30 protein-coding genes are annotated in these 25,173 nt (G+C 50.6%); 17 read left to right on the top strand and 13 right to left on the bottom strand.

Annotated elements, in window-relative coordinates; genetic code table 11:
- The first annotated feature begins 254 nt into the window (after positions 1–254).
- The 5 genes from LZ463_RS12095 to LZ463_RS12075 all read left to right on the top strand — a co-directional run bounded on the left by LZ463_RS12095 (position 255) and on the right by LZ463_RS12075 (position 3,794).
- Complete coding sequence (locus LZ463_RS12095; RefSeq protein WP_241455912.1) at positions 255–1,091, top strand: heme-binding protein; 837 nt, start codon at positions 255–257, stop codon at positions 1,089–1,091.
- Between the two features lie 178 nt (positions 1,092–1,269).
- Entirely contained in the window at positions 1,270–1,632 is a 363-nt protein-coding gene (locus LZ463_RS12090; protein WP_241455911.1) for a VOC family protein, read from the top strand.
- Between the two features lie 2 nt (positions 1,633–1,634).
- Positions 1,635–2,144 (top strand): EVE domain-containing protein, encoded by a 510-nt coding sequence (locus LZ463_RS12085; RefSeq protein ID WP_241455910.1) that lies wholly within the window; start codon positions 1,635–1,637, stop codon positions 2,142–2,144.
- 126 nt (positions 2,145–2,270) lie between these two features.
- The gene (locus LZ463_RS12080) at positions 2,271–3,188 is read left to right on the top strand and encodes a hypothetical protein (protein ID WP_241455909.1); all 918 of its coding nucleotides are present in this window, start codon (positions 2,271–2,273) and stop codon (positions 3,186–3,188) included.
- Between the two features lie 87 nt (positions 3,189–3,275).
- Positions 3,276–3,794, top strand: coding sequence for a DUF3592 domain-containing protein (locus LZ463_RS12075; protein WP_241455908.1), 519 nt, complete (start codon positions 3,276–3,278; stop codon positions 3,792–3,794).
- 40 nt (positions 3,795–3,834) lie between these two features.
- On the opposite strand, the gene LZ463_RS12070 is transcribed toward LZ463_RS12075, so the two are convergent.
- Complete coding sequence (locus LZ463_RS12070; RefSeq protein WP_241455907.1) at positions 3,835–4,209, bottom strand: nucleotide pyrophosphohydrolase; 375 nt, start codon at positions 4,207–4,209, stop codon at positions 3,835–3,837.
- Positions 4,210–4,475: 266 nt separating this feature from the next.
- On the opposite strand from LZ463_RS12070, the gene LZ463_RS12065 reads away from it, so the two are divergent.
- Together LZ463_RS12065 and LZ463_RS12060 are read left to right on the top strand one after the other, a co-directional pair.
- Complete coding sequence (locus tag LZ463_RS12065) at positions 4,476–5,453, top strand: phasin family protein (RefSeq protein ID WP_241455905.1); 978 nt, start codon at positions 4,476–4,478, stop codon at positions 5,451–5,453.
- A 186-nt stretch (positions 5,454–5,639) separates the two neighbouring features.
- Positions 5,640–6,380, top strand: coding sequence for a hypothetical protein (locus LZ463_RS12060; protein ID WP_241455903.1), 741 nt, complete (start codon positions 5,640–5,642; stop codon positions 6,378–6,380).
- Positions 6,381–6,591: 211 nt separating this feature from the next.
- Here LZ463_RS12060 and LZ463_RS12055 read toward each other — a convergent pair whose 3' ends face one another.
- From LZ463_RS12055 to LZ463_RS12045, 3 genes are all read right to left on the bottom strand, one after another.
- Complete coding sequence (locus LZ463_RS12055) at positions 6,592–7,140, bottom strand: GNAT family N-acetyltransferase (protein ID WP_241455901.1); 549 nt, start codon at positions 7,138–7,140, stop codon at positions 6,592–6,594.
- 172 nt (positions 7,141–7,312) lie between these two features.
- The gene (locus tag LZ463_RS12050; RefSeq protein WP_241455900.1) at positions 7,313–8,158 is read right to left on the bottom strand and encodes a PA4780 family RIO1-like protein kinase; all 846 of its coding nucleotides are present in this window, start codon (positions 8,156–8,158) and stop codon (positions 7,313–7,315) included.
- Positions 8,155–8,424 (bottom strand): hypothetical protein, encoded by a 270-nt coding sequence (locus LZ463_RS12045; protein WP_241455899.1) that lies wholly within the window; start codon positions 8,422–8,424, stop codon positions 8,155–8,157. Before LZ463_RS12045 ends, LZ463_RS12050 begins: the two co-directional genes overlap by 4 nt.
- Before the next feature lie 224 nt (positions 8,425–8,648).
- On the opposite strand from LZ463_RS12045, the gene LZ463_RS12040 reads away from it, so the two are divergent.
- The 9 genes from LZ463_RS12040 to LZ463_RS12000 all read left to right on the top strand — a co-directional run bounded on the left by LZ463_RS12040 (position 8,649) and on the right by LZ463_RS12000 (position 15,572).
- Positions 8,649–9,470 (top strand): ParB N-terminal domain-containing protein, encoded by an 822-nt coding sequence (locus tag LZ463_RS12040; protein WP_241455898.1) that lies wholly within the window; start codon positions 8,649–8,651, stop codon positions 9,468–9,470.
- 26 nt (positions 9,471–9,496) lie between these two features.
- On the top strand, positions 9,497–10,447 hold the full coding sequence (locus LZ463_RS12035) for a fused MFS/spermidine synthase (protein WP_241455897.1): 951 nt from the start codon (positions 9,497–9,499) through the stop codon (positions 10,445–10,447).
- A gap of 64 nt (positions 10,448–10,511) precedes the next feature.
- Complete coding sequence (locus tag LZ463_RS12030) at positions 10,512–11,279, top strand: DUF1223 domain-containing protein (protein WP_241455896.1); 768 nt, start codon at positions 10,512–10,514, stop codon at positions 11,277–11,279.
- A 232-nt stretch (positions 11,280–11,511) separates the two neighbouring features.
- A complete protein-coding gene (locus tag LZ463_RS12025; protein WP_241455895.1) occupies positions 11,512–11,958 on the top strand; it encodes a DUF2214 family protein in 447 nt (148 codons plus the stop codon).
- Positions 11,959–12,110: 152 nt separating this feature from the next.
- Positions 12,111–12,482, top strand: coding sequence for a hypothetical protein (locus tag LZ463_RS12020; protein ID WP_241455894.1), 372 nt, complete (start codon positions 12,111–12,113; stop codon positions 12,480–12,482).
- A 162-nt stretch (positions 12,483–12,644) separates the two neighbouring features.
- Entirely contained in the window at positions 12,645–13,004 is a 360-nt protein-coding gene (locus LZ463_RS12015; protein ID WP_241455892.1) for a LiaF transmembrane domain-containing protein, read from the top strand.
- A gap of 54 nt (positions 13,005–13,058) precedes the next feature.
- On the top strand, positions 13,059–13,751 hold the full coding sequence (locus tag LZ463_RS12010) for a LiaI-LiaF-like domain-containing protein (protein ID WP_241455890.1): 693 nt from the start codon (positions 13,059–13,061) through the stop codon (positions 13,749–13,751).
- Positions 13,752–13,759: 8 nt separating this feature from the next.
- Positions 13,760–14,827: a sensor histidine kinase gene (locus LZ463_RS12005; RefSeq protein WP_241455888.1), complete on the top strand. Its 1,068-nt coding sequence runs from the start codon at positions 13,760–13,762 to the stop codon at positions 14,825–14,827.
- Positions 14,820–15,572 carry a LytR/AlgR family response regulator transcription factor gene (locus LZ463_RS12000; RefSeq protein WP_241455886.1) on the top strand — a complete coding sequence of 251 codons (753 nt, stop codon included), beginning with the start codon at positions 14,820–14,822 and terminating at the stop codon, positions 15,570–15,572. The genes LZ463_RS12005 and LZ463_RS12000 overlap by 8 nt, the downstream gene beginning before the upstream one ends.
- Here LZ463_RS12000 and LZ463_RS11995 read toward each other — a convergent pair.
- A complete protein-coding gene (locus LZ463_RS11995; RefSeq protein ID WP_241455884.1) occupies positions 15,565–16,422 on the bottom strand; it encodes an HDOD domain-containing protein in 858 nt (285 codons plus the stop codon). The genes LZ463_RS12000 and LZ463_RS11995 overlap by 8 nt on opposite strands.
- A 239-nt stretch (positions 16,423–16,661) precedes the next feature.
- Here LZ463_RS11995 and LZ463_RS11990 point away from each other — a divergent pair, with 239 nt between their 5' ends.
- Complete coding sequence (locus tag LZ463_RS11990; RefSeq protein WP_241455882.1) at positions 16,662–16,931, top strand: hypothetical protein; 270 nt, start codon at positions 16,662–16,664, stop codon at positions 16,929–16,931.
- 131 nt (positions 16,932–17,062) lie between these two features.
- Here the strand turns inward: LZ463_RS11990 and LZ463_RS11985 are convergent, their stop codons facing one another.
- The 8 genes from LZ463_RS11985 to LZ463_RS11945 all read right to left on the bottom strand — a co-directional run bounded on the left by LZ463_RS11985 (position 17,063) and on the right by LZ463_RS11945 (position 25,117).
- Complete coding sequence (locus LZ463_RS11985; protein WP_241455881.1) at positions 17,063–17,617, bottom strand: winged helix DNA-binding protein; 555 nt, start codon at positions 17,615–17,617, stop codon at positions 17,063–17,065.
- 226 nt (positions 17,618–17,843) lie between these two features.
- On the bottom strand, positions 17,844–19,457 hold the full coding sequence (locus LZ463_RS29085; protein ID WP_277624035.1) for a methyl-accepting chemotaxis protein: 1,614 nt from the start codon (positions 19,455–19,457) through the stop codon (positions 17,844–17,846).
- Between the two features lie 47 nt (positions 19,458–19,504).
- A complete protein-coding gene (locus LZ463_RS11970) occupies positions 19,505–20,302 on the bottom strand; it encodes a putative hydro-lyase (RefSeq protein WP_241455880.1) in 798 nt (265 codons plus the stop codon).
- 1 nt (position 20,303) lies between these two features.
- Positions 20,304–21,008, bottom strand: a complete 705-nt coding sequence (locus LZ463_RS11965; RefSeq protein WP_241456125.1) for an ABC transporter ATP-binding protein — start codon at positions 21,006–21,008, stop codon at positions 20,304–20,306.
- Entirely contained in the window at positions 21,008–21,721 is a 714-nt protein-coding gene (locus LZ463_RS11960; protein WP_241455879.1) for an ABC transporter ATP-binding protein, read from the bottom strand. The genes LZ463_RS11965 and LZ463_RS11960 overlap by 1 nt, the downstream gene beginning before the upstream one ends.
- The gene (locus tag LZ463_RS11955; RefSeq protein WP_241455878.1) at positions 21,718–22,779 is read right to left on the bottom strand and encodes a branched-chain amino acid ABC transporter permease; all 1,062 of its coding nucleotides are present in this window, start codon (positions 22,777–22,779) and stop codon (positions 21,718–21,720) included. The genes LZ463_RS11960 and LZ463_RS11955 overlap by 4 nt, the downstream gene beginning before the upstream one ends.
- Positions 22,780–22,800: 21 nt before the next feature.
- The gene (locus LZ463_RS11950; protein ID WP_241455877.1) at positions 22,801–23,667 is read right to left on the bottom strand and encodes a branched-chain amino acid ABC transporter permease; all 867 of its coding nucleotides are present in this window, start codon (positions 23,665–23,667) and stop codon (positions 22,801–22,803) included.
- A 172-nt stretch (positions 23,668–23,839) separates the two neighbouring features.
- Positions 23,840–25,117 (bottom strand): ABC transporter substrate-binding protein, encoded by a 1,278-nt coding sequence (locus LZ463_RS11945; RefSeq protein WP_241455876.1) that lies wholly within the window; start codon positions 25,115–25,117, stop codon positions 23,840–23,842.
- Positions 25,118–25,173 lie beyond the last annotated feature (56 nt).

The following is a 25,173-nucleotide window of genomic DNA, read 5'->3' as shown; positions in this document are numbered from 1 at the left end:
AATACCTATCCAGTACTCATTTCATCCATGTAATAGTTGCAAACTAGCCTGTACTTAGTTCAAGGCAAGGGTCTGTGTATTTAAAATTCAGTTATTTAATTGCATTTTTTATTATACTATTAGATAACCGTCTTATCCTTTGAACATTAACTATCTGGACAAGACTGACTTCATGAACAAGTTTAGCCGTCTCTGAATTTGTTTTGCAGATTCAGATTCATTCCAAGTAGTACAAACCTTGAAGGATCTTGAAAATGACACTTTACTCACCCAGGCGTGTCGCAGCCCCAGGCAATTTGAGTTCATCCCCACTAGGGCCTCTGGCCGAACTCGAAGGTAGCTGGTCGGGTCGTGGTTTTAATCTGATCGCCGTTCCAAACAAACAACACAATGCTGCATTCCGGTTAATGCTCAATGCGACCGCTGAACGTATACAATTCAATGCCATAGGCGGTCCAGTCCCCAATCGTGGCTCGGCGCAGGGTGATATCGATATTTTCGGACTGACTTACCTGCAGCAAGTGAATGATGCACCAACGATGGAAGGCCTGCACATAGAGCCTGGCATCTGGCTGAATGTACCGGCAACCACCGATCCCAAGGCCGGTCCCAGCATAGTCAGGCAATCAACCATCCCTCATGGTGACTCCCTACTGGCGCAAGGCACAAGTCTGGTTGTTGCTGGCGGTCCGCATATAAGCCCGGTCAGCTCCAAACCTACCGGCCCTGGCATGGCGCATGCGCCGCTCGGCTATCTTGATCCTTATTTACATTCCAATCTTCCACCTGGAATGAAACAAAGCTATGTTGCCGACATGAATGAGGCTTTAAGGGATGCCATTCACGGGCAAAATATCATCAGCACGACAGTGCTGTCCGTCGCATCCATACCGGTCGGCGGTATCGTCAATATTCCTTTTGTTACAGTGAATGCAAATGCAACCAAACTTGAAGCAATTTTCTGGATAGAAACTGTAGAACGTCCAGATGGAACCCAGTTCATGCAATTGCAATATACCCAGACTGTCATACTGAATTTCCTCAATATAGACTGGCCTCACATTTCCGTGGGCACCTTGATCCGTACCTGAAGCATCACCAAGAGTACATCGTGCCCCGCATATTTGCCGGGGTACGATTCATCTTGCCCCTTTCAGCCGCCGCAACACTGCTGACAGAAACTGACACTGCGCCCTCTTAAGATGACATGGCCTTGAGCAATAAAGCCCAAGCCAGATTAAAACCCATCTTGAAAAGGAAGCCCGTACCATGTTTACTCCAGCCTTTGTACTTTTGTATGTCCGCAATCCTGAAGCCAGCGCCAAGTTCTACAGTGAATTGCTGGACCTGACACCGGTGGAACTGTCACCGACGTTTGCCCTGTTCGTGCTCAAATCCGGCCTCAAGCTCGGCATGTGGTCCAGTGCCACAGTTGAACCTGCGGCCACTGCAGTGGGCGGTAGCGAAATGGCCTGTCCGGTCGCTGACAATGCAACGGTCGACGCTATCCACACCAACTGGGTAGCACGCGGCCTCAAAATAGATCAGGCGCCTTGCCAGCTCGACTTTGGCTACACCTTTGTAGCGCAGGACCCGGATGGCCACCGTCTGCGCGTTTTCGCACCGGTGTGATCATGAACACGCACAGCAACCGTAACTGGATCGCTGTTGCCTCTGCCGACCATGTACAACGTGGTCGGGCAGATGGTTTCATGCAGGTCTGCCATGGCAAGGCCAGTCCCTTGCGCCGCCTGCAGGCTGGTGACAGGGTTGTCTACTACTCACCCAGCCAGGTATTCGGCAGCAAACAAAAATTGCAGGCGTTCACCGCGATTGGCAAGGTACAGGCACAACCTGCCTATCAGGTGGATATGGGTGAAGGTTTTCAGCCTTTCCGGCGTGACGTAATCTGGGTGCCAGCCCAAGAGGCAGCCATTTTGCCGCTGCTGCAAGAGCTGGATTTTTCTGCCGGAGTGAAGAACTGGGGTTATCAATTTCGCTTTGGTATCTTCGCCATCAGCGAGCACGACATGCAAATCATCGCGATAGCCATGGGTGTACCTGCCGCCTGGCTACTCGAGGACATGGCTGCCAATACAGAATTACCTGCGCCAGACAGGCAATTGCGTCTCGCGCTACCCTGAACTTAGGCAGGGTATGCGGCAATAACAACACTGATATGCAGATTTTTTTTGCGGACTGGCGCTACAATGCGGTCTTCAAGGCATTCTGCCTGTGAGTCACCGCCTGTTACCTGTCCAAGGATACGCTTGAAAAAACGCCATCAGGTCAAGATCAAACCATTGCGCAAGCATTTTTCCGCTTATGCATCTGGCTGCCTGCTGTCTTGTATGGCAGCACTGTTGTTGACTGCCTGTTCGCGCAAAACAGAGGACAAAACCTATCGTCTCAACGACTGGCTCAGGGGTCGCAGGACAGTGAGCGAAGCGCTGGTACGGACTGATGCAGACAGCGAGCATGTCGAACTCAGTTATGCCACCCGCAAGCCCAAAACCTGGTGGTTCGTTACTTTTGATGACTGGGTGGAGCTCGACTATGATGAGGTGCAAGTCATTAATCAAAAAAATATCCTGGCCGGCAGAACGGAAAAACTGGCCAGGTCCCTGTTTGGCAACAACTACAAGCCAGCGGACAGAAATGTCAGGCTGCTCAACAAGGACGGCGGAAACGGCAGCACAGTCTGCACATCTTTTGCCGCGATCAGCGCCCCTGCCAAGGTCGGTTTCTTTGACTGTGTGGACAGCAGCGACAAGCAAAAGCGCACGGTCAGGCGCACAGACCTGAGTGGCAAATTAATACTGACCGTCAGCATGGATGCCAATCAATGGGATGATCTGACCACCGCAGACACGGTGTCATTTTATGATGAACAGCAGCGGGCTTATATACTTGAAGTGTCAAAGGATGGCAGCTATTGCCGGTTGGTGATGCCAGCCAGGGATAAAAGTATTGGTTATGCGTTGAGCACAGCAGCAGGTGCAAGGAGTTGTGATGACATGGGTGCATGGGAAAAAGTGACCCAAAGACACCTGAGCAGAGCAGAAAAGTTTGCCGGCCTTGGCCGGGACGCAAAGACCTGGAAAGACATCAGTGAACACAATTCAGGCTGGTGGCAACTGAAAGTGACGAATCTTGATGAAAAAGACCAGGAAGCAAGCAATAAATAAAGTAATCTGCAGTTTTTACACGTAACGCATTCTGCAACAGGCAGAACAGGTAAAATCTGCACCTCAGTTTCATACATTGAACGCAACATGATAGTCAGAACCCTTGTCATTATCTTCGCCCTCTTTTCACTTTATCTGGGTGTCGATAATCTGCAAAAATTCAATGCCATGCGTATCTCTGCCGATGAGTTCGAGCAGGTGGAAGGTGCAGTCGTATTAATGGTCCATGAGGTCGACAACAACCCCGGCTATGTCGTCAATGGCAGCTACAACAAGCAACTGATACAAATTACCTATAGTTATGACTTCAACGGGACAGAGAGAAGCAGTGACAGCATCTCGCCGATTTGCAGTCGTTGCGAAGCCCATCATGTGTTCAGGATGACAGGCAAGAAGCCATCAGAGCTGTTGCCAGGCACACCGCTGAAGGTATATGTGCTCAAATCTGATCCGGGCAAGTCCTATCTGGCCCTACCGACTTCCGGCGAAAAACAGTCGCAAATGTGGACTATTTTTCTTTGGCTGATTTTTGCACCTGCCATGTGCCTGCTGTTCTACAAACTGGAAGGCAGCGGTAAAAGACCAGATGATACTGGCGGCAAATGACGGCGCCATCCTGTGCTGATTTGCCTTGATTTTGCAGAACTTAGTATTCTGTGTACTTCCTGGCATCCCCGTGGACTTGTGATACAGGGTATTTCCTGGCATTCAAGGCGATTTTTTCTTTGCAGGCGACCAGCAGATCAACCTCAAGGCTGTCTGCCAGCATGACCAGGTAATTCATCACATCAGCCAGTTCATGCCTCGCCGCAGCCCTGGCCTGCTCGCTTAATTCACCGCCTCGCCCTGTAGGTAACCATTGAAAAATCTCCAGCAACTCTGCGGCCTCAACGCTGAGCGCACTGGCCAGGTTTTTTGGCGTATGGAACTGCGCCCAGTCGCGTTCATCGACGAAGTCACGCAATAACTGCCGTATCTCGGTCAAGCTATCTGCTTTGGGGGTGTCAGCCAGGTTCTGCATGGTGTCTGTTTCAATATTAACAAAGGATGATAAATTGTAGTTTAGCCAGACGTCATCGCAAATCAGTTTTTAGTCAAAAGCAATATTTATATTGCAGTGCAAAAATAATGCTTACAAATTAAGCAGTCTGGCGATAGAATACCGCTACAATTAAATATACATGTCATGCGGACATATTGCATGCTGCATTGCGCCAACATTTTAGATCGCCATGTCCAAAACAGGACATGCCCCCAACGGCTTACCATTCCACTCTGGAGAGTTCCATGTCTTTGCTTACAGAACAAATATCATCTGCTGCCCAGAACCAGATTGCCTCCCAGATCGCATTTTTCCAGGCATTCTCGCTATCGACATTCGGCGGCCTGGAAAAACTGATCGCCCTGAATTTGTCGATTGCCAAACAATCAATCGACAACGCCGACCAGTTCAGGCGGGAATTGCTGGCTGTTAAACAGCCACAAGAACTACTGCAATTTAGCCGCACGCATGCACAGCCTGAATTGGAAAAACTGCTGTCTTACAGTCGTGAGCTGGCCAGTATCAGCCGTGATACCCGGGCCGGTATCTGGCAAGCGGTGAGCCATGCCCCGATCACGACGAACTCTGTCGTTACACCTGGCCCTGCTCAAGCAGATGCAGTCAAAAAAACTAAACCTGTCAGCAAAAAACCACCTGCAGCGCAACCCATTGCAGCGACCAAACAATTGACCTTGCTTGCAGAGCCTGAAGTCAAAACCAAACCTGCCACAGGTAAAAAAGCAGCAAAATCACTGGCAAAAGATAAACCGCTTGCCCTGGTTGAAGCCAAGACCACATCAGCCAAAAAAACCGTTGCCAAACCGGCAGCAGTTAAAAAAGCCACACCGGCAAAGATAGATAAGCCAGCAGATCAAACTGTCACCCCGACCAAAACTGAAACAGACAAATCCCTGACGGCAGCCGTACCAGTTATTGCACCGGTGACAGAAGCAGTTGTGAAAGCAGACAAATCCATCGAGAAAAAACCAGCTGTCGTACCTGCAGCGAAAAAAACCTCACCGTCTACCAGCGCGAAAGCTGAAACGGCCAAAGCTGAAGTAGCAGACAAAACCGCTGAGAAAAAATCAGCAGTCAAATTCCCTTTTGCCGTAACAAACAAGCTCAAGGCAGGTACACCTGCATTCCCCAATGCGGAAACCAAACCGGCATACAAGGCAAAATCAAGCTCGGCAACCGGCGCCAAGAAGCGGGTTCGTCAATAAGTCGTTCTGAATTCTGAACCTCGCGACTCACCGCAGCAGCGCAAGCTGTTGCGGTTTTTTATTGTACTTGTTGCTTCGGCGCAAATAGTTCGACAAAGTGACATAATTAACCCAACTTTACGCCAGCAATACGCCTGCATTGCCGTTGATCGCATAGAATAAATTAACTATATCAACAGCATCATCATGCAACACTATCTCCTGGCTTTGGGCGCAAGCCTGCTATTACCACTTCAGACCGCAATGGCAGATGATGCCATCACGGTAGCCTGGCGTATCAAACCACCGCATCAGTACCTTGAAAACGGTACAGAGAAAGGCATCCTGCTGGAACGCGCCAAGCAAGTCTTCAGTGCGACACAATTGCCGCATCGTTTTGTAGAAGAACCGGCAAAACGCATCTGGAGCAATTTTTCCACCGGTAGCAAGAATTATTGTTCTTTTGGCTGGTACCGGATACCGGAGAGAGAAGGTATCGTGCAGTTTTCCGACGTGTTTCACACCGATCCGCCACATACCTTGCTGGTCAGCCCGCTTGCGAGCAAGCAGGTGGCCGCACACAAAAATCTGAAATCACTGATGAAAGATGAAACCCTGACCCTGGGAGTGGTCGATGCCGTGTCCTATGGGCCCGAGCTTGATGCAATGATCAAGAGCAGCAAGAACAAGATAGAACGCAGCACCACCTTACCGATGATCATGGCGCGCATGGTCGGCGCCAATCGCGCCTCATACATGTTCATCGACCGGGAAGACTGGGAATTCCTGAAGGACAAGGAAGACAGTCTGCGCCTGACCACGCAGATGGATTTGCCTGGCATGCCAGCTGGACTGAACCGCTATATCGTCTGCAGCAAAGATGTGTCACTTGAGCAAATGCAGAAAATCAATATGGCCTTGCAAAAATTCTATCCCATCAAAAAATAGCTTGGTACGAGGTGCCCAGGTTGCTACGAAAAACTGACACTGTTAGCTTCTCAAGCTGCCCATGCACCTGACGGTAAACCAATTGGTGACGGCAGCCCGGTTTCTGTTGCCCTGCTCAACGAACATGCACATGACCGCATAGTCATCCGTTGTCGGCCATAGCTTAACCCGACGGCTATACCTGTATCAGCCAGGTTTTGCAGGTGTTGGTTCACTTCCCTGGTGTCGCCCAAGCCAATTGTTCCCATTCATGTCTGAGCAGCGCATACATGGCGATATCTTCATGTCTTCCACGCGTGAAGATGGCGCCGCGGGCAATGCCTTCTTTGGTATAGCCACAATTGATGGCGACTTTTTCTGATGCCAGATTGCCGATATTCATATGAATTGCAAGGCGGTTGATATGCATGGTCTTGAACAGGTAATCGGTCAGCAGTTTGACTGCCTCGGTCACGATGCCTCTGCCATGCAGGTTTTTGGTGAACAGCCCATAGCCTATCTCCCTGGCATTAAAGTACGGGATTGTTTTGAAATGAAATACACGGCCGATCATATTGTTGTTTTCATCGATGATCAGAAACGTTTCATAGTGTTCTTTTGAACGGGACTCCTCTTCAATTTTTTTTTCCAGCACACCTGGCAACATCAATTCCAGCGAAAGGTAATCCCCCTTGGCATCGGGGTGGTTCATCAAGTCCAGCAAAACCGGCAGGTCCTCTTTTCTGACATGGCGAAGATGAAAACAACTACCTTTTATCATGCAAATTCTCCTGTAAAAACATTATGCAGTGAGCCTGAAAGCTGTCTGTTCCTGCAAAAACCGTAGATCTCATGCGAAGACATCAAAGAAGAGACCTGACCTGCCCGCAAGAGTTCCCAGGTTGCCTGAATCTGCCCGGTTGCGGAAACATTTTTTCACTTTGCACCGGCAGCTACGTTTCCATCAAACGTCTTTGGCGCTCTTTTTCTTCAAGAATGGCTGATTCTATTTCGTCCATGACAGCAGCAAGATCAACTGGACGCTTGCTCTCTTCCACTTTGCCCGTGAGGACTGCATCCGGTGTCAGACTGCCTGCCATGTAGAGTTTCCAGATTTCCTTGCCATAGCGTGTACCGGCCAGTTGTGGTGCAAACTGGGAAAAATAAGTCGCCAGATTGTTGACATCTCTCTCCAGCAAGGTTTGCGCTTCTGTATTGCTGGCGGCATCGATAGCCTGCGGCAGATCGATGATCACCGGCCCCTGATCATCAAGCAGTATATTAAATTCAGACAAATCGCCATGGATTACACCGGCGCACAACATCAGCACCACCTGGTGCAAAAGCTGGTCATGGTATTGCAAGGCCAGTTCCGCCGACAATTCGACATCGTTGAGGCGTGGCGCTACATTGCCTGCAGCATCAGTGACCAGTTCCATCAGCAGCACGCCTTCATGACAGATGTATGGTCTGGGCACCCTGACACCGGCAGCAGCCAGTTTGTAGAGGGCGTCAACCTCGGCATTTTGCCAGACCTCTTCCTGCATCTTGCGACCGTAGCGCGTGCCTTTTTCCATGGCGCGCGCCTGGCGGCTGTTCTTGACCTTGCGCCCCTCCTGATAGGAGGCGGCGTTTTTAAAGCTGCGTTGACTGGCCTCTTTATAAACCTTGGCACAGCGTATTTCGTCGCCACATCGGACGACATAGACAGTGGCTTCTTTGCCACTCATCAGCTGACGCATTACTTCGTCAATCAAGCCCTCTTCCTGCAAGGCTTGCAGGCGCTTTGGTGTCTTCATGCTTTGCGCGGCTTGCCAGACTTGATATTTTTTCCACTCCTGGCTGACGGGGTGTGTCCACGCGATTTGTTACGTTGATCATAGATCGTCTGGGCATCCTGCTCTGCCCGCTCTTGCGTACGCATGCTGGGAATATCGTCATGCAGGGTAAAAAAGTCGGCAGCCTGGGCACGCATGACATGCTTGATCGCGTCTTCGTCGCTGAGGTCAAATTTTTCTGTCATTAAAGTCGTGACTTCATCCAGATACTCTTCATAAGTCATCATGCTGGTTTTTCCTGTCTGTCATGAAGTGATGTTGAAAACTGCCGGATTCATCCAAAATGGGTTTTGCATCCCTGGCAAGTCTGATTCTCAGTATAGAGAAAATAATGCGGATACCCCGCAAGAAAGACAAGTATTGTACACGTGCTACCCGCCAACAACAGGGATGGGGCTATTCTCGGCTACAATGCCGCCTTCCGCGAACATATAGAGTGAAGATAGATTGTATGAGTATCATCATCCATGAGGCCTTGCGCGCCTATATAGATCCTTTGACTGAGCATGAATACGCCGCACTGGAGCGGAGCATACTGACAGAAGGTTGCCGTGACGCCCTGGTCTGCTGGGGTGAAGTGCTGATCGATGGCCATAATCGCTATGCGATTTGCCAGCGCCACAACCTGCCCTACAAAATTGTACAAAATGACAACTTCGAAACAATAGAAGATGTGCAATTATGGATGATAGACAATCATCTGGCACGTCGCAGCGTATCTGACTTCCAGCGTGGCATGCTGGCCCTGCGCAAGAAAGAAATCATCGTCAACCGCATGAAGGCACAGGAAGAGCAGGCACCACCTGAGCAGGCTGAAAGCGAAGTAGCCATCCCTGTCATCAAGCCTACCCAGAGCCGTCAGGAAATCGCCAGATTGGCAGGCATCAGCAGCAGTGCTGTCGTACAGATAGAAAAAATCCAGAAAACTGCAGCACCGGAACTGGTACAGGCTGTACGCGATGGTACTATTTCCATCAGTGCAGCCGCAGCGGTGGCATCCCTGCCAAGTAACGAACAAGTCGCTGCCGTGGCCGGCGGCCGTAAGGAATTGCAACAGGCGGCCAGACAGGTAAGGGAAAAAGTACGCGAACAAAAAACCCCGGCAAAACCTGCTCCCCCAAGTCCGGCAATACAACCGGAAGAAGAAAGTGTCAGCCATGCGCCGGCCCTGGATGAAGTAGCGGCCCTGCGCCAGCAAGTCCTGAGTCTGCAGGCAGAAAATACTGATTTGCAAAGCCAGATCGCCGCATTGAAAGCACAACTGGCTGCCTGATCATTCAAGCAATCACAGATACCATCATGACGAAAGCGCGCAAGAGTTTGTCCAGCCTGTTCTTGAACAGGCCGTCCGGCGCCGAACTGGCGCATATGAAAAAACTGGAGGCATTGCACAAAGCCGGGCAAGGTCGTCCTTTCTTTGTCGATGACGACAATTTGCGCATGATGTACCTGAACCCCAAATGCATGCAAAGCGCGATGAAGCTGGACGCGCCTGACGAACTGGTATGTGCTTATTCGCGCGCCGTCATGGGGTTTCTGCTATTCCACCCCAGGCCAGCGCATATCTTGCTGATAGGCCTCGGTGGCGGCTCACTGGTCAAGTATTGCCTGCGTCACCTGCCTGACTGCCGTATCACCGTGCTGGAAATCAATGCCGATGTCATCGCCATGCGAGAACAATTCGCCCTCCCCCCAGATAGTGAGCGCCTGCGCGTCATCCATTGCGACGCCATCCGCCATTTGCAGGAAGAGCGCTACCAGGCCGATGTGCTCTTGCTTGATGCCTATGACGAACAGGGCCTGGTGGCAGAACTCAATACCGCAGAATTTTATGCCACCTGTCACAACAATCTGACCAGCGGTGGCGTGATGGTCGCCAATGTCTGGGGCAAACCTAGCGCCCTGGCAGTCATGCTGAGCCGCCTGCGCAGGCAATATACGGGACAGGTGTGCTGGGCTCGCTCTGTTGATAGCTACAACCTGATCGTCTATGCACTCAAGACAGGCCTGCCAACACCACTAGAGCAGTTGCTGCACAAAACAGCCAGTCAGCTTGCACCATCCTATCCTGAACTGGACCTCCATACCTTGCAAGACAGCCTGTTGAGCCTGCCTGTACATCAGCAATTCGCCACACCTGACGATGAATTGCAAGCCATCAGACATAGCCTGGCGGGCATCATGGTAGCTGACAGCCGCGTGCCGCAAACCTATGCAGACTGGAAGAAACTGGTGCAGAAAAATATTTGAACAGTTAATGTAAGCTTTTCCGTCCTGCTGCGACCAAGATGTATCGATATGTGGAATACAGCTTATGAAAACCCTGATTTTGATCGGTCTGCTGACTGGTATTGCCGCCAATTTGTCAGCAGCAGAAATCTGTAGCAAGAACAGCCCTGCATACACCGTCGCCTTGCTGGAACTGTATACGTCTGAAGGTTGTGACAGCTGTCCACCCGCCGATAAAACCGTCAGTCATCTGCATCAAAGCAGTGGCCTCAATATCGACCAGGTGATACCAGTGTCCCTGCATGTCGATTACTGGGACTATCTGGGCTGGAAAGACATCTTTGCAAAAAAAACCTATACCGACCGGCAAAGAAGCCTGGCAGACCTGGCTGGCGCCCGGACGGTCTACACCCCTGAAATCTTCATGGCTGGCAAGGAGTTGCGCAATTGGCGCAACGGTATGGTCGATGATGTCAGGCGCATCAATCAAAAACCGGCAGGAGCTTCGCTGCATCTGGGCATAGAAAGACTGGCCGACAATAAGCTCTACATCACCCTGCAAGGCAATAGCATGCAGGAAGCCCGCCTGTATTTTGCCCTGGTAGAACAAGGCATCATCAGCAAGGTACAGGCAGGTGAAAATCGCGGCGCCACCTTGCAGCACGATTTTGTCGCCAGGGAATGGAACGATACTTACCAGCTACTCCCCGGGAAACCGGCCAGCCATGCCGCACAACTAAACCTGCCTGCCAATGCAAGAAAGAAAAACCTGTCGGTGCTGGCATTTGCCCAGGACAAGCAGGGAAACATATTGCAAGCTCTAAGCCTTCCCCTCTGTGAAGCCTTGCAATAAATTTCAATAAATACAGCATGCAAGTCTGCGATCAGTCCCACGACTGATTTATCCGTTTTCAACTGTGTAACGAGCAGTTCGCGCCAGATTTGCCGGGTCTGGCGCTTTTTTTCCTCCGACTCATCGCTTGCCTGCTGCAAACATTAAGCAGAACGACTACACTTTCTGCAAACTTGTGCATGCGCCGCCCAGCATAAGCCCACCTCATTTAACCTGCCGGAGTGTCAGTCAAATGAATATGCTAGTCGCTTTTCTGCACCATCTTGCTGCCTTTACGATCGTCAGCACTTTGCTGGCAGAACTGGTCCTGATGTATCAACCTTTTAGCCTGGCTTCTGCAAAAAGCCTGCGCGCGATCGACGCGGTCTATGGCCTGTGCGCCATGCTGATCATCGTCCTAGGGATATTGCGCGTCATGTATTTTGAAAAAGGGCCTGAATATTACCTGCATAACCCCACCTTCATGCTAAAAATGACTGCCTTTGCGGTGGTCGGCCTGCTGTCAGCTTATCCAACGATCATCTTCCTGCGCTGGGGAAAATCGCTGAAACAGAATCAATTACCTGAACTCACGCCGAGACAGGCACAAAATATCAAAAGTATTTTGAAACTGGAACTGGCTGGTGTTGCGGTGATCTTGCTTGGTGCCGTGCTGATGGCCAAGGGCTATCGTTTTTGATCAATCTTGATTTCAGTTGTTTTGGCCCACATTTCCTTGAAGAAAAGTTGTGCTAAAGTCTGATTTCTGGCAATCTTTCCTCATCTTGTAGTGCTGCCAACATGCTTGGTAGCCGCCTGATCTGCTTATAAGGGACCTTGCGGGATTTTGCCATGTACGATGAAAATGACTTTACTGCCGTGTCCAAGTTCTTGAAACTGGGCATCAAAATCACCTTCAGAAACCCCATGGGGCAAACCCCTTCGTTTCAGACGACCTTCCCTACCCCCAAAGGGGCCACCGTCAGCCTTGATGAAAAAAATCTTTACGATGTAGAGCGCAAATTACGCGCCCTGATAGGCAATGATACGCCCGTAAAGACGAAACTGACGCCGTTCGCCTATCTGGGCACGAATTTTCGCGGACTACTTTATTGCACCAAAGGCTCGAATGAGTTTATCGTTCAGGAAACGCATGACCTGTTCGGTTCAGAGTCCAAGCGCGTTGTGCGCACAGCAGAACACTTCATTCAGTTACTAAGCTAGCTTCATCATATCAAGCGCCTGGCTGGATTTTATTCCGGCTTCGTCAATTACCGACCAAGGGCTGTCATTCGCCGAAATGACAGCGACAAATCGCCATACTTTCAGTATCTTGACTTCACGGAACAAAACCGTCGAAGTTCTGACTCATTGAAAGGAAATTGTATGTCTCGTCGTTTCGCTGAAAAAGGCCATAGCAAAGGCAATCTGTTTTTCGGACTGACGCTTATCGTCGCCGGCTGCATCTTTCTGATGGATCACATGGGCCTGATCGAGGCATTTGAATACTGGTTCCTGCTGCCGGTCATGATTGCCCTGAGCGGTCTGGTCGATATCATCAGCCCACGCAAACCCGAACACATTGCCAAAGGTTTCTTCAACCTGGTATTTGCCTTCTGGCTGTATGTATCAATAGAACAGGTATGGGGCTGGAATTTCCGTACCAGCTGGCCGCTGTTGCTGATTGCCTTTGGCGTACAGCATCTGGTTGGCGGTCTGCTGACGAAGAAAGAAAAACAAGAATAAAACCCGTCAAGCCTGACTCATCTCAACGACCAATTCAACATCAGGAAAATTATCATGAACAACAATAATCCACAGGGGCGCATTCTGGTTGGTGCCTTGCTACTGATCTTCGGTGCGGCTGCTCTGATAGACAATCTGAACATTTTCAATATGCGCGACATCTTCCATTTCTGGCCCATGGTCTTCATCTTCGTCGGTGCGTTGAAGATATCGAAGAGCGAAACCACGGCCGGATACGTCATCGGTTGCGGTTTTGTCGGCCTTGGTGCTTTGCTGATATTGCATCATATGGGCATTATCTATTTCCGCATGCGCGACTGGTGGCCGATATTCCTGATTTTCGCAGGCTTGATGGTGATCTTCAAGGACAGAGTCGGCACCGGCACCGAAAACCTGCTGGGCAGCTCGAGCACCAATCAGGACAGTGTCTGCAATATCGTGGCCGTCATGAGTGGGAACAAATTACAAAACAGCACCCAGGACTTTCGTGGTGGCGAAATCAACGCCATCATGGGCGGAGTTGAACTGGATCTGCGCAGCGCATCGATACAGTCAGAAGCAACCCTGAATGTATTTGCCATGTGGGGCGGCATCGTCCTCAAGGTGCCGAATGACTGGACAGTTATCTCGCATGGGTCGCCCATACTTGGCGGTTTCGACGACAAAACAGTACCACCGATGGTGAGCACCAAAAAGCTATATATCAAAGGCTACGCCCTCATGGGTGGTGTGGAAATCCTGAATTAAAGGCTAGCATGCATCCCATACTGTCAGATTCGCGTCGCCTGCTGGTCTACATCGCTGCCTGGCTGATGACCGGCATTTTCATCGCCAGGCTGCTGGTGGCGGCGGATTTGACAAACTGGACCTATGCACTGTTGTTCGCCCTGCCGCTCGCCCTGCTTTGTGGTTTTTTGGCATCGTCAGCATACTTTGTGTGTCGCTCCCTGCCCATACATCAGCGCAGCTTCAGTACTGCTGTCATGGTGTTTGCGGCGGCGGCAATGATATCCGGTCTCGGCTGGCTGGGCATCTGTTATGGCTGGAACAAGACCCTGGCAGCAGCAAGCGAAGACATGCCGGTGCTGAACATGTCCCCGCATTTGTCTGTCCTTTTTTTCCTGGCGGGATTCGCGTCTTATCTGCTGGCCCTGCTGGCCTTTGATGTCTATATCGCCTTTCACAATATACGTGAAGCAGAAAGGCGGGAAGCGGCATCGCGCCTGTTGGCGAGAGATGCAGAATTGCAGGTATTGCGCTCGCAGATCGACCCGCACTTTTTGTTCAATAGCCTTAATTCAATCAGTGCACTGACGGCCATTGACGCTGCCGCAGCCAGGACCATGACAATTGCCCTTGCCGATTTTTTCCGCCAGACCCTGGCAATTGCTGAACAGGAAAAAATCAGTTTGAAAGAAGAGCTGCGTCTGTGTGAAAATTTTCTTGCGGTTGAAAAGATTCGCTTTGGCAAAAAGCTGATGACCGAGATGCAGATCGATCCCGAAGCGGGACATGCACTGATACCACCTATGATATTACAGCCTTTGCTTGAAAACGCCATCAAGCATGGCATACGCAACCTCCCCAAGGGCGGCACGATCCGCATCCATGCATTGCAACGCGATGGTTGGCTGCATGTTTCTGTCCGCAACCCCGTAGCAATAACTCCAGCCAATAGCACTGGCAATGGCCTGGGTTTAAGCAATCTGCGTCAGCGTTTTTTTGCGCTTTATGGTGAGCAGGCGAGGGTAAGCTGGCAACAAAACAACGAAGAATTCATACTGGAAATGGCGCTGCCATTTGAACGGGATAATAATGAATAAGCCACTGCAAGTCTTGATTGTTGATGATGAAGAACTGGCGCGCAGATTATCAATGGAATACCTGCGGACGCACAGCGATATTATCATCGCAGGAGAGTGTGAGACCGGCGTCGAAGCAGTTGACGCCATCCAGAAACTCAATCCTGACCTGATTTTGCTTGACATACAGATGCCAGAATTGTCCGGCCTGGAAGTACTGGAAGTGACTGGCAGACGTAGCGGCGTTATCTTCACGACAGCCTATGATCAATATGCACTGAAGGCCTTTGATCTGCATGCAGTCGATTATTTACTGAAGCCTTATTCCCAGCAGCGTTTCGATGAGGCTCTGACCAAGGCGCGCAAACTGTTGTCAGCAGAAACATCTGGTATCCCCGCTACACAAGCGCTAAGTCAGCTGATAAGTGAACAAGGCGAAAAAATGCAACGTTTGCTGATACGTGATCGCGGCCAGGTACACGTAGTGGCTCTTGACAGCATAGAGTATGTAGAAGCGCAGGACGACTACATTCTTATCCATGCGGCTGGCAAGTCATATATGAAGACACAAAGCCTGTCTGAGCTGGAAGCCCAGCTTGATGCGGCAAGATTTGTCAGGGTGCACCGTTCTTTTCTATTATCGCTGGCAGCACTGAAAAGCATAGAAAAAGCCAGCAAGGACAGTCAGGTTGCAGTCTTGCACAATGGCGCACAGGTGCCCATCAGCCGCGCCGGACATGAGCGTTTGAAAAACCTGCTTAATTGATCGCCTTGAGAACCAGGGCAAGTTCTGTCCTGGTTTCTGCCATCAGCTCGTCGATGTTTTCTTTATCAATGTCAAGTAGCCTGAAGCTCGACGGTACCGTACTCCAGTCAAGCTGGTCTATCGTATTTTCAACGAAATGTGCATCGAGAAAATCAGCAGCGGCAACAACGTCAATCAAGCCCACTTTGTGTGCAGGACCAGGATTATGTTCACGGTGATCCATCACCGCGACACGTATATCGTCAGAAATTTCCCAATCTTCAAGTATGGCGCTACCTATACTGGCATGCCAGCGATCTATCACCTCCCACAATGCTTTTTCAGTGGAAAACAGATCAACGTAATGATTTGCCCTGTTCAGGATATAGAATTTGCCTATATCGTGCAGTAAACCGGCCAGCATGGCCTTGTCAGCACTGAGCCTGGTATGTTTTCTCGCAATCACCATGGACAGAGCAGCCACCCGCAGGCTGCGGCGCCAAAGACCATCCATCTGGGTCGACAGACTGCCATTGTATTTATTCTCGGCCAGCTGCTTCATGCCTATGGATATCGCAATATTGCGAACAGCAGAAAAGCCGAGCAAGGTTGTAGCGTTTTTCAAATCACCAATTTTCTTGCCTTGGGGATTAAAACTGGCGGAGTTACTCAGATGCAAAATTTTGGCAGATAACACAGGTTCGGTACCGATGATACGCGCCACCATGTCGGTAGAAATATCGGCTTGACTCAATGCTTTCCTGATCTTCATGGTGGCTCCCAAAGACGTCGGGAAAACCAGTTTTTTTGCAGACAACTCTGCAGTAAAAGCTTCCAGGAAAGCAAACTCGGCATTCTTTTGATCAGTCATGATGGCAATAGAAATACAGGCGATTTTTCATTGTACCTTGGGAAACCCTTTTGTGCAGCCAGCGAAACAATGGCTAACATGAATTATCAATTGCTTACAGTGTCTGGAAATCAAGCAGTAAAGTTAGCCATTGAACCCTGTAATCCGGCATTTCGTCGCATCTTTGCTGCATATGGATACCTCGTGGCGTAATCTGTAACTACCGAAACGCAGCACTTAAACATAAAAGGGGAACAAGCATGAAATTCGACCAGACCGAACAGTTCAGCATCATCTTTAAACAAGCCATCCATGAATTTGCCTATCTGTTACGCCAGGTCTGGCGCTGGCTGATGCAATTACCCGCACCACAATTACTGCTCGCCTGCCTGGCACTGGCATTCGCTGTCACGATCCTGCCGCTCGCCATTAGCCTGTTCATGCTCTTCATGTTGCTGAAGTTTGTGCTGGTGGTGGTCGCTATCGCCACCAGAAAGAATCGCCAGAAAGGCAGGCAGATCGGCCAGTAAAGCTACAGGACTTCACGTCCTCTCGCCAACACAGGCAAATAAATAATGGACAAAAAAAGTGAGGCATGAAAGCCTCACAAAAACCCCTTTGGAGAGGGCAATACCTCGGGTAAAATGAGGATCAAGCTGTATTACAGCGAAGTAGCCGCCCTGGCTGCCTGCTCGTACAGTCCTGACAGTACCCGCAGGAAGCGGGCCAGTTCACTCAGTTCAAAACTTTCCGTACCGTCGCCGGTCAGCGCCGACACCAGTACCTGTTCACGTATTTCCGAATAACGACGACAGACTTCACGGCCAGCGTCATTGGTGGCATACAGGATTTCCTTGCCGCGTTTTTCTGTCTGCACCAGTGACAGGGCTTGCAGCTTTTTCAGGGAATAATTGACGATATGGGTATCTTCAATATTGAGGATGAAGGCGATATCGGCCAGTTTTTTTTCCCTCGCACGGTGGTTGATATGGTGTAGCACCAGTACATCCGTGATGGTCATGTCTTTCATGCCTACCGCCGCCATGCATCTGACCGCCCAACGGTTAAAGGCATTGCTGGCAATGATCATGCCGAATTCAAATTCACTCAATTCTGCACTCCTGCCCTCGGCCAGATGGGAGGAAGAAACGATAGGGACACGGGGTGCAGCCGGCGTGCCCAGGCTGGTTTTCTTGGCTGGTTTCGTCGTGGACATAATGACACTTTACAAAATAAATTAAACAAATTCCTTACAGAATGCCTGCTTAATTTTAACTTTTTCATTTGAAATTTCAGGTTATTTCCAATAAATTATCAATAAAAACTCGATATTTCATCATTTTTGTCGTATTTACCTCAAGCCCCGCCACTAGAAAAGACCCTGACGATGTCAATTTCTGTGATTTCGCATGGCTGCGGCATGGCCATATGTCACTTGCATGTTATGCCGGCAGAGCCAGCATTCTCGCTGGAGATGTCGCTCTTGTTGACGCAAGCAAAGCGTCCTCCTCCAATTTAAACACAGCCACCGTAGCGAGCAGTTGCGCTGCTTCTTCGCGCATGCTGCCGGCTGCCGCCGCTGCCTGTTCAACGAGAGCGGCATTTTGCTGTGTCATCTGATCCATCATGCTGATCGCCTGGTTGACCTGGAGAATACCGGTATTCTGCTCGCGACTGGCCGAACTGATCTCGCTGATGATGTTAGCCACATGCTGTACCGAGGTAACGATGTCGCGCATGGTATTACTGGCATCCACGACCAGCTTGCCACCCGTATCAACCTGCTCCACTGAACTGGCGATCAATGCCTTGATCTCTTTGGCGGCGCTGGCTGATCTTTGCGACAAATTACGAACCTCCGCAGCCACTACGGCAAAACCACGGCCATTTTCACCAGCACGTGCCGCCTCGACCGCGGCATTCAGAGCCAGGATATTGGTTTGAAAGGCGATGCCGTCGATGACCGCAATAATGTCTACTATCTTGTTGGAACTGGATTTGATCGCCCCCATGGTCTGTTCAACCTCGCCTATCACCTGGCCACCCTTGCTGGCGTTGCTGTATGCACGGTCTGCCAGTTGATGGGCTTGCAAGGCATTCTCTGCGTTTTGCCCTACGGTTGCCGTCAATTGCTCCATGGAGGCGGCAGTTTCTTCCAGACCAGAAGCCTGTTGCTCGGTACGATTTGATAAATCCAGATTGCCACTGGCAATTTCCCTGGAAGCGATATTGATTTTTTCTGCGCTTTGCCTGACCTGCCCTACCGTTTCCGTCAGGCTCTGGCTCATCTGGTTAAGGGAGGCTAATAATTGACCGGTTTCATCCTCACGACTGACTTTAATATTGGTGCGCAAGTCACCACTGGCAACCTCCCCTGCAAACTGCATGGCGGTTTGCAGGGGTGTGGTAATGGTCCTGGTTGTCATCACTGCAATCAGTATCGCCACCACAACAGCACCGGCCATCAATACAATCATCAGGGTCTTGGCAGCAGCAGATATGGAAGCAGCATCCTTGCCGCTGCTTTCCATCAGGCCCGACTGCCACTCCACCAGTTTATCCAGGGTATTAAGGTATTGATCCTGCAAAGGCGCAATCTCGGGCAGGACCAGGTCCTTGGCCTGCTCTACTTCATTGTCAAGCACCAGTTTCAGGAACTTGTCCAGCACAGGCTGGTATTTTGCTTTGGCGGCTTGTACCGCCTGCAACAATTTTTTTTCCTGTTCTGAACTGGCCAGTTTGCCAAATTGCGTCAAATCCAGGTCTATCTGCTTGCCCGCCTTGTCGATGGCATCCTGCTCTATTTTGCGTTCCGGTAAAGTGGAAAGCAGCAGCAAGCTGCGCATGCTGCGTGCAATGTGATCAAGATCAGATTTGATGCGATTGGCAATGGCCGTCTTGGGATACAGATCCTTGCTGATCAAGTCCACGCCCTGGTTGACGCGCGCCAGTTGCGTTACCCCGGTGACTGTGAGAACCAGCATCAATAAAATCACAAAACCAAAACCCAGGCCAAGACGATGACCTATTTTCCAAGTTTCCAATAATTTTTTCATGATGTATCCGCCCCTCAAATAAAGTCCTGGCTTGGCGTCTGCCTTGATCAGTTGCCAGCAGCGTCGCTGGTCAACAAATCAGTGACGAACATTTTCCCTGGTGCATGAGTGATGCAAAAAGGCAGTTTGCTCAATTCAGCCACATATTGCGGTGTCACGCCGCAAGCCCAGAATACCGGCAGCTCATCATCAAGCAAGACAACTGCATCGCCATAATCAGGTTGCGACAGGTCGTGTATTCCAATCGCCATCGGATTACCTATGTGCACAGGCGCGCCATGTACACGCGGGAAACGTGCCGATACTTCGACTGCCTTGGCAACATCCCGGCTTTTTACCGGCCGCATGCTGACCACCATATTGCCGCTGAAGCGACCGGCAGGGGTACAGGCAATACTAGTGCGATACATCGCCACATTTTTTTGCTGCTGTATGTGGCGCAAGGGAATGCCCGCCTCTATCAGTGCGGACTCAAATGAAAAACTGCACCCGAGCAAAAAGCTGACCAGCCCCTCTTGCTGGTATTGCTCCCAGTAAGTATGAATCTCAGCCACCTTCCTGACCAGTTGCCCATGTTCATAGATACGATATGCGCCAATATCATTGCGTATGTCTGAACCAGGCGCACAACGGGCTTCAAACTGCCCAGCATCCATCACCTCCACCAGAGGGCAAGGCTTGGGATTGCGCTGGCAGAACAGCAAGAAATCAAAAGCATGTTCGCGCGGCACCATCATCAGGTTGGCCTGGACATGGCCTGCAGCCATGCCCGCAGTTGATCCGCTGAATTCGCCACTACGGCACAGGGCACGTACCTGGCTGGCACTCAAAGAAGCATGTTGCATGTCATACCCCCAGATAGGCTTTCTTGACGTCTTCGTTATTGAGCAACTCTTGCCCCGTACCCTGCATGACAATACGGCCCGTCTGTATCACATAGCCATGATGAGCGATGGCCAGCGCCTTGTGCAAATTTTGCTCTACAAGCAAAATCGACATACCCTGCTCATTGATCAGCTGTATGGTGTCAAGCACCTTGGTCACAAACTTTGGCGCAATCCCCCAGGACGGTTCATCAAGCAGCAGCAACTTGGGTTTAGCCATCAGGCCACGCCCTATCGCCAGCATCTGCTGTTCACCACCACTCATGGTGCCGGCCAGTTGGTAACGTCGCTCTTTCAATATGGGGAAAAGACCATACATGGTATCGATGGATTCAGCCACCTCATCTGCATCGCGCCGGGTGTAAGCGCCGAGTTGCAAATTTCTCTCTACGGTCAGACGAGCAAAAATGCGCCGTCCTTCCGGTACCAGTGACAGGCCCAGACCAACACGTTTGCTGGCCGGGATTTTTTCCAGAGGCTTGCCATCAAAGACGATCTGGCCATCGTCAGCAGCATTCAAACCGGCAATTGCACGCAGTGTGGTGGACTTGCCGTTACCATTGCCACCGACCAGGGCAACAATCTTGCCCTTTTCCACGTCGATATCCACCTTGGACAAAGCGAGTACACCGTCGTAACTGACTTTTAAATTTCTTACTTGCAGCATCATTCATCTCCCAGGTAGGCAGCGATCACTTTGGGATCGTTGGACACTTCGTCAGGGCTGCCTTCCGCAATTTTTTTGCCATAATCGAGTACTACGATGGCATCTGCAATCGGCATGATACCTTCCAGCACGTGTTCGACAATCAGGCAGGAAATACCTTCTTCCCGTATCTTCAGGACTACGTCTACCGTCTCTCTGACTTCTGTCGGATTCAGGCCAGCCATCACTTCATCCATCAGCAGCAGGCGTGGCTTGACAGCCAGTGCACGGGCTACGGCCAGGCGACGCTGTTCACTGATAGTCATGCTGCCGGCCGGCTTGTCCTTGAATTGGCCAAGATTGACAAAGTTCAACAGCTTTGCCGCACTTTCCCTGGCGATAGCAACATTCTTGTTGATCAGGAAAGCACCGACCATGACATTTTCCAGTGCTGTCATGCTGGTAAAGGTGCGTGCCACCTGAAACGTCCTGCCTATGCCGGCGCGGGCACATTGTTCCGGCGTCATGCCCGATACCTTGATGTCATTCATCCAGATTTCACCCGTGGTCGGCGGTGCATAACCGGCAATACAGTTGAACATCGTGGTCTTGCCAGCGCCATTGGGGCCGATCAGGCCGACGATCTTGCCGGCGCCGACTTCAAAAGACACATCCTGGTTGGCAGTAATGCCGCCAAAGCGTTTGCTGACGCTTTCTACTCGCAACAAGCTCATGCTGTTTCTCCTTTTGCGTCTTTTACCTGCTGTGCCTGCACAGCTTTTCTGCGCGCAAAGAATTGTTTGATCCAGCCCATCACACCGGTCGGGTAGTACACGGCAATCACAACGATCAATGCCGCATAGATGACAAGATCAGTACCACGGCCTGAACCACCAAACAGGGCACGTGTGCCTTCTTCAATAAAAGTCAACACACCCGCCCCTATTACCGGGCCAAGCAGCGTACCGACACCGCCGAGGATGGAAACCAGCGCCATCTTGATGGACAGACCGGTATGCAGGACAGAACCCGGGTCTATATACAGCTCTTTTTGTGCATACAGGCTGCCACCCACCGCAGTAAAAAAACTGCTGACAGCAAAAGCGATCTGTTTATAGCGACTGAGATTGATGCCCAGGCTGCGCGCAGCATCAGGTTCATCTTTGATGGCCCGGAAGTAATAGCCCAGATAGCTGTTCTCTATCCAGTAATTAGTCAACAAGGTCAGTAACAGCAAGCCCAATGCGATGTAGTAATACGGCTCCTTGTCAGCAAAAATCATACTACCCCAGCCTTGCTGGTCCATGGGTATGGTCAGACCGACCGCGGCCCCCGCGTATTCCCAGTTGGTGAAAATGATCTGGATGATTTCTGCAACGGCAATGGTTGCCATGCCAAAGTAGTGGCCATTGAGACGAAAACAGGACCAGCCTATGACCAGGCTGATCAGGGCTGCCAGAATACCGCCACACAACATTGCCAGCCAGGCATTCAAGCCCCATTGTGTCAGCAGCAATGTCGAGGTGTAAGCACCCAAACCATAAAAGGCGACGTGCCCTAGTGATACCTGTCCCGCATAGCCGCCTACGATATTCCAGGCCACGCCCAGTTGTGCCGCCATCAGTATCAGGATAGCCAGATTTTGATGTGAAGGGTCTTTCACGACAACAGGAACCAGCAAAGCACACACCACGACCAGCGCCAGGAGTATGTATTTCACCGAGGAGTTGCCATGCGAATCCGGAGCCAGCAACTCCTGCGCCGAGATCGCTGTCTTTTCTTGAATATTCATATTTCCACCTTATTTCTTACGTTATTGCTTACCCATCAGTCCTTGCGGACGGAACATCAGCACAGCCAGGAACAGGCTCAATACCAGGGCCAGTTTGTATTGCGGCCCTATCAGGAACCCGCCCATGACTTCGATCACGCCGACGATGATTCCGGCAAACAAGGCGCCAATCACACTGCCAAAACCACCAAGATTGACGACGACGAAAGCAATCAGAATAAAATTGGCGCCAACTTCAGGGAAGATGGGAAAAAAGGTCGACAGCAGGGCGCCGGCCACGCCGGCGCAGGCTGCACCTATGCCCCAGGCCATGGCAAACATTTTTTGTGAATCGATACCCATCAGTTGTGCTGCTTCCTTGTCGGCGGCGGTCGCTTCAAGTGCCGCACCAGCGCGAGTCTTGGTCAGGAACAGGTAAATCCCTGCCGTGACCAGTATGGCGCCGATACCGGCTGTTACTTGCGGAGTGCCAACCTGAATACCAAAGATCTGCATGGATCCTGACACGATGGAATGATCAACGGTCCTGAAATCAGGTTTCCAGAAGAACTGCGCCAGACCACGGAACAGCATCATCAGGCCGAAAGTTGTAAATATCTGCGACAGCATGGGTGCATTGGTGATCTTTTTGATGATCAGCTTGTACAGCATCACGCCAAGCGCAAACAGGAACAGCGCCGTCAGCGGTAACGTAAACATGGGGTCCAGTGCAAACAGCGAGTACATCCAGAAACTGGAGTACATGCCGAACATCAGGAATTCGCCATGTGAAAAATTGACGATATCCATGACACCAAAAATCAGTGTCAGACCAATCGCCACCAGCGCATAGATCAGGCCTATCAAGATCCCGGACGCCAGGGTTTGTATGAGTATTTCAAGGGACATAAGCTCCTCCCACTTCCTATATGTAAAACTGAAATCTGGTGAACATGTCGCCAGGCAGTTTCTTTATTTGATCCGCTCAGTCCTGGCAAGCCACTTCGCACTGACTCGCGATTTGGCATACCAGGTCTATCATTGCATTTTCATTACTTGTTGTTATACCTGTCCGACCACATTATTTACGCTGATCCCATTTAGGCATGGGCCAGACGACATCCCTGGTTGCCAGGTCAAAGGGCCAGACAGTGTTGTATTTACCGTCGATGATCTGCACCAGGATGCCGGAACCCAGGATGTTCTGACCGTGCTCATCAAATTTGACGCCTTTCCATGGCATGATCAGTTTGCTGGCAGGGATATTGGTTTCTGTCAGTGCCTTGCGGATTGCTTCCGGCTCGGTGGAACCGGCGCGGTTGATCGCATCGACCAGGGTCATCAGGCCAGTAAAGGTACGGGAGGAATTGCCAGTGAAGTCGATTTTGTATTTGGCATTGAACAGGTCATTGACTTGCTTGATCAGCGGATTATTCTTTGCCAGGTCAGGCGACCAGACTTCGCGGGTAATGACGTAATCAGAATCCTTGCCCAGGGTGCGACGGAATTCCGTATCAGTAAAGCCGGCATTATTGGCCAGGATCATTTCAGGTGAAAAGCCAAGTTCCTTATAAGTTTTCATCGACATGATGGCGTCGCCCAGGTAGGACGACTGCATCACCACTTGCGGGTTGGATGCCTTCAATTGCTGCACTTCAGAAGTCAGTTGTGTACTCTTGGCCGGGTAGACAATAGTCTTGACCAGGTTATAGCCTTTCTCACCGGCCAGCTTGGTTTCAAGCTTGGTGGTTTCATTACCCCACAAGGTATTTTCATTGAAGGTCGCGAGTTGCTTGACCTTGATGCCTTTTTTGGCTTCCAGTTCCTTGAAGAAATCAAAGAAGTTATGAACAAACAGGTCGTCATGAGCGGTGGTACGGAAAAACCATTTGAAGCCACGTTGCGTCAGTGTTGAAGAAGACGATTCGGGATTTACATAAGGAATCTTATATTTTTCAGCCACCTGGCTGGATGTCGCCGTCACGTTACTGAAATAGGCGCCGACCACGGCCACGACTTTTTCCTGAGTAATCAGGCGCTCAGTTTCAGTCGCACCAACTTGCGGGTTGCCCTGATGATCGGCGAATACCAGCTTGATCTTAGCGCCCTTCAGATTAGGCAAGCCACCGCCGCTGGAGAAAGGCAGGTTGGGAATATTCTTGGCGCCATTATTGACGATGTCAGCAGCCAGTTCCAGGGCGTTCTTCATTTCACTGCCGGAGGAGGCCGCTGCCCCTGACAAGGGGTAGATGACGCCAATCTTGATCTCTTGCTGTGCATAGGCGGAGTAGCAAAAACTCAGTCCCAGGCTGGCCAGTAATCCGGCACGGGCAATTTTTTTGATGGTATTTTTAAACATTATTAAACGCTCCAATTTAATTGAATGTAAGCCCTCTCCTGATGCCTGTTTGGAGA

Origin of the sequence: Undibacterium paludis, from assembly GCF_022568815.1 — a bacterium.
Taxonomy (GTDB): domain Bacteria; phylum Pseudomonadota; class Gammaproteobacteria; order Burkholderiales; family Burkholderiaceae_D; genus Undibacterium.
This window is presented reverse-complemented; position numbering and strand designations above follow the sequence as displayed.

What these genes read in the sequence shown, in the direction of transcription:
- LZ463_RS11945 (WP_241455876.1), bottom strand. Translation starts at nt 25,117, where the DNA reads ATGTTTAAAAATACCATCAAAAAAATTGCCCGTGCCGGATTACTGGCC.
- LZ463_RS11955 (WP_241455878.1), bottom strand. Translation starts at nt 22,779, where the DNA reads ATGAATATTCAAGAAAAGACAGCGATCTCGGCGCAGGAGTTGCTGGCT.
- LZ463_RS12085 (WP_241455910.1), top strand. Translation starts at nt 1,635, where the DNA reads ATGAACACGCACAGCAACCGTAACTGGATCGCTGTTGCCTCTGCCGAC.
- LZ463_RS12090 (WP_241455911.1), top strand. Translation starts at nt 1,270, where the DNA reads ATGTTTACTCCAGCCTTTGTACTTTTGTATGTCCGCAATCCTGAAGCC.
- LZ463_RS11970 (WP_241455880.1), bottom strand. Translation starts at nt 20,302, where the DNA reads ATGCAACATGCTTCTTTGAGTGCCAGCCAGGTACGTGCCCTGTGCCGT.
- LZ463_RS12040 (WP_241455898.1), top strand. Translation starts at nt 8,649, where the DNA reads ATGAGTATCATCATCCATGAGGCCTTGCGCGCCTATATAGATCCTTTG.
- LZ463_RS11965 (WP_241456125.1), bottom strand. Translation starts at nt 21,008, where the DNA reads ATGCTGCAAGTAAGAAATTTAAAAGTCAGTTACGACGGTGTACTCGCT.
- LZ463_RS11995 (WP_241455884.1), bottom strand. Translation starts at nt 16,422, where the DNA reads ATGACTGATCAAAAGAATGCCGAGTTTGCTTTCCTGGAAGCTTTTACT.
- LZ463_RS12005 (WP_241455888.1), top strand. Translation starts at nt 13,760, where the DNA reads ATGCATCCCATACTGTCAGATTCGCGTCGCCTGCTGGTCTACATCGCT.
- LZ463_RS12095 (WP_241455912.1), top strand. Translation starts at nt 255, where the DNA reads ATGACACTTTACTCACCCAGGCGTGTCGCAGCCCCAGGCAATTTGAGT.
- LZ463_RS12020 (WP_241455894.1), top strand. Translation starts at nt 12,111, where the DNA reads ATGTACGATGAAAATGACTTTACTGCCGTGTCCAAGTTCTTGAAACTG.
- LZ463_RS29085 (WP_277624035.1), bottom strand. Translation starts at nt 19,457, where the DNA reads ATGAAAAAATTATTGGAAACTTGGAAAATAGGTCATCGTCTTGGCCTG.
- LZ463_RS12010 (WP_241455890.1), top strand. Translation starts at nt 13,059, where the DNA reads ATGAACAACAATAATCCACAGGGGCGCATTCTGGTTGGTGCCTTGCTA.
- LZ463_RS12030 (WP_241455896.1), top strand. Translation starts at nt 10,512, where the DNA reads ATGAAAACCCTGATTTTGATCGGTCTGCTGACTGGTATTGCCGCCAAT.
- LZ463_RS12015 (WP_241455892.1), top strand. Translation starts at nt 12,645, where the DNA reads ATGTCTCGTCGTTTCGCTGAAAAAGGCCATAGCAAAGGCAATCTGTTT.
- LZ463_RS11985 (WP_241455881.1), bottom strand. Translation starts at nt 17,617, where the DNA reads ATGTCCACGACGAAACCAGCCAAGAAAACCAGCCTGGGCACGCCGGCT.
- LZ463_RS12035 (WP_241455897.1), top strand. Translation starts at nt 9,497, where the DNA reads ATGACGAAAGCGCGCAAGAGTTTGTCCAGCCTGTTCTTGAACAGGCCG.
- LZ463_RS12055 (WP_241455901.1), bottom strand. Translation starts at nt 7,140, where the DNA reads ATGATAAAAGGTAGTTGTTTTCATCTTCGCCATGTCAGAAAAGAGGAC.
- LZ463_RS12075 (WP_241455908.1), top strand. Translation starts at nt 3,276, where the DNA reads ATGATAGTCAGAACCCTTGTCATTATCTTCGCCCTCTTTTCACTTTAT.
- LZ463_RS12025 (WP_241455895.1), top strand. Translation starts at nt 11,512, where the DNA reads ATGAATATGCTAGTCGCTTTTCTGCACCATCTTGCTGCCTTTACGATC.
- LZ463_RS12000 (WP_241455886.1), top strand. Translation starts at nt 14,820, where the DNA reads ATGAATAAGCCACTGCAAGTCTTGATTGTTGATGATGAAGAACTGGCG.
- LZ463_RS11960 (WP_241455879.1), bottom strand. Translation starts at nt 21,721, where the DNA reads ATGAGCTTGTTGCGAGTAGAAAGCGTCAGCAAACGCTTTGGCGGCATT.
- LZ463_RS12070 (WP_241455907.1), bottom strand. Translation starts at nt 4,209, where the DNA reads ATGCAGAACCTGGCTGACACCCCCAAAGCAGATAGCTTGACCGAGATA.
- LZ463_RS12045 (WP_241455899.1), bottom strand. Translation starts at nt 8,424, where the DNA reads ATGATGACTTATGAAGAGTATCTGGATGAAGTCACGACTTTAATGACA.
- LZ463_RS12050 (WP_241455900.1), bottom strand. Translation starts at nt 8,158, where the DNA reads ATGAAGACACCAAAGCGCCTGCAAGCCTTGCAGGAAGAGGGCTTGATT.
- LZ463_RS11950 (WP_241455877.1), bottom strand. Translation starts at nt 23,667, where the DNA reads ATGTCCCTTGAAATACTCATACAAACCCTGGCGTCCGGGATCTTGATA.
- LZ463_RS11990 (WP_241455882.1), top strand. Translation starts at nt 16,662, where the DNA reads ATGAAATTCGACCAGACCGAACAGTTCAGCATCATCTTTAAACAAGCC.
- LZ463_RS12060 (WP_241455903.1), top strand. Translation starts at nt 5,640, where the DNA reads ATGCAACACTATCTCCTGGCTTTGGGCGCAAGCCTGCTATTACCACTT.
- LZ463_RS12065 (WP_241455905.1), top strand. Translation starts at nt 4,476, where the DNA reads ATGTCTTTGCTTACAGAACAAATATCATCTGCTGCCCAGAACCAGATT.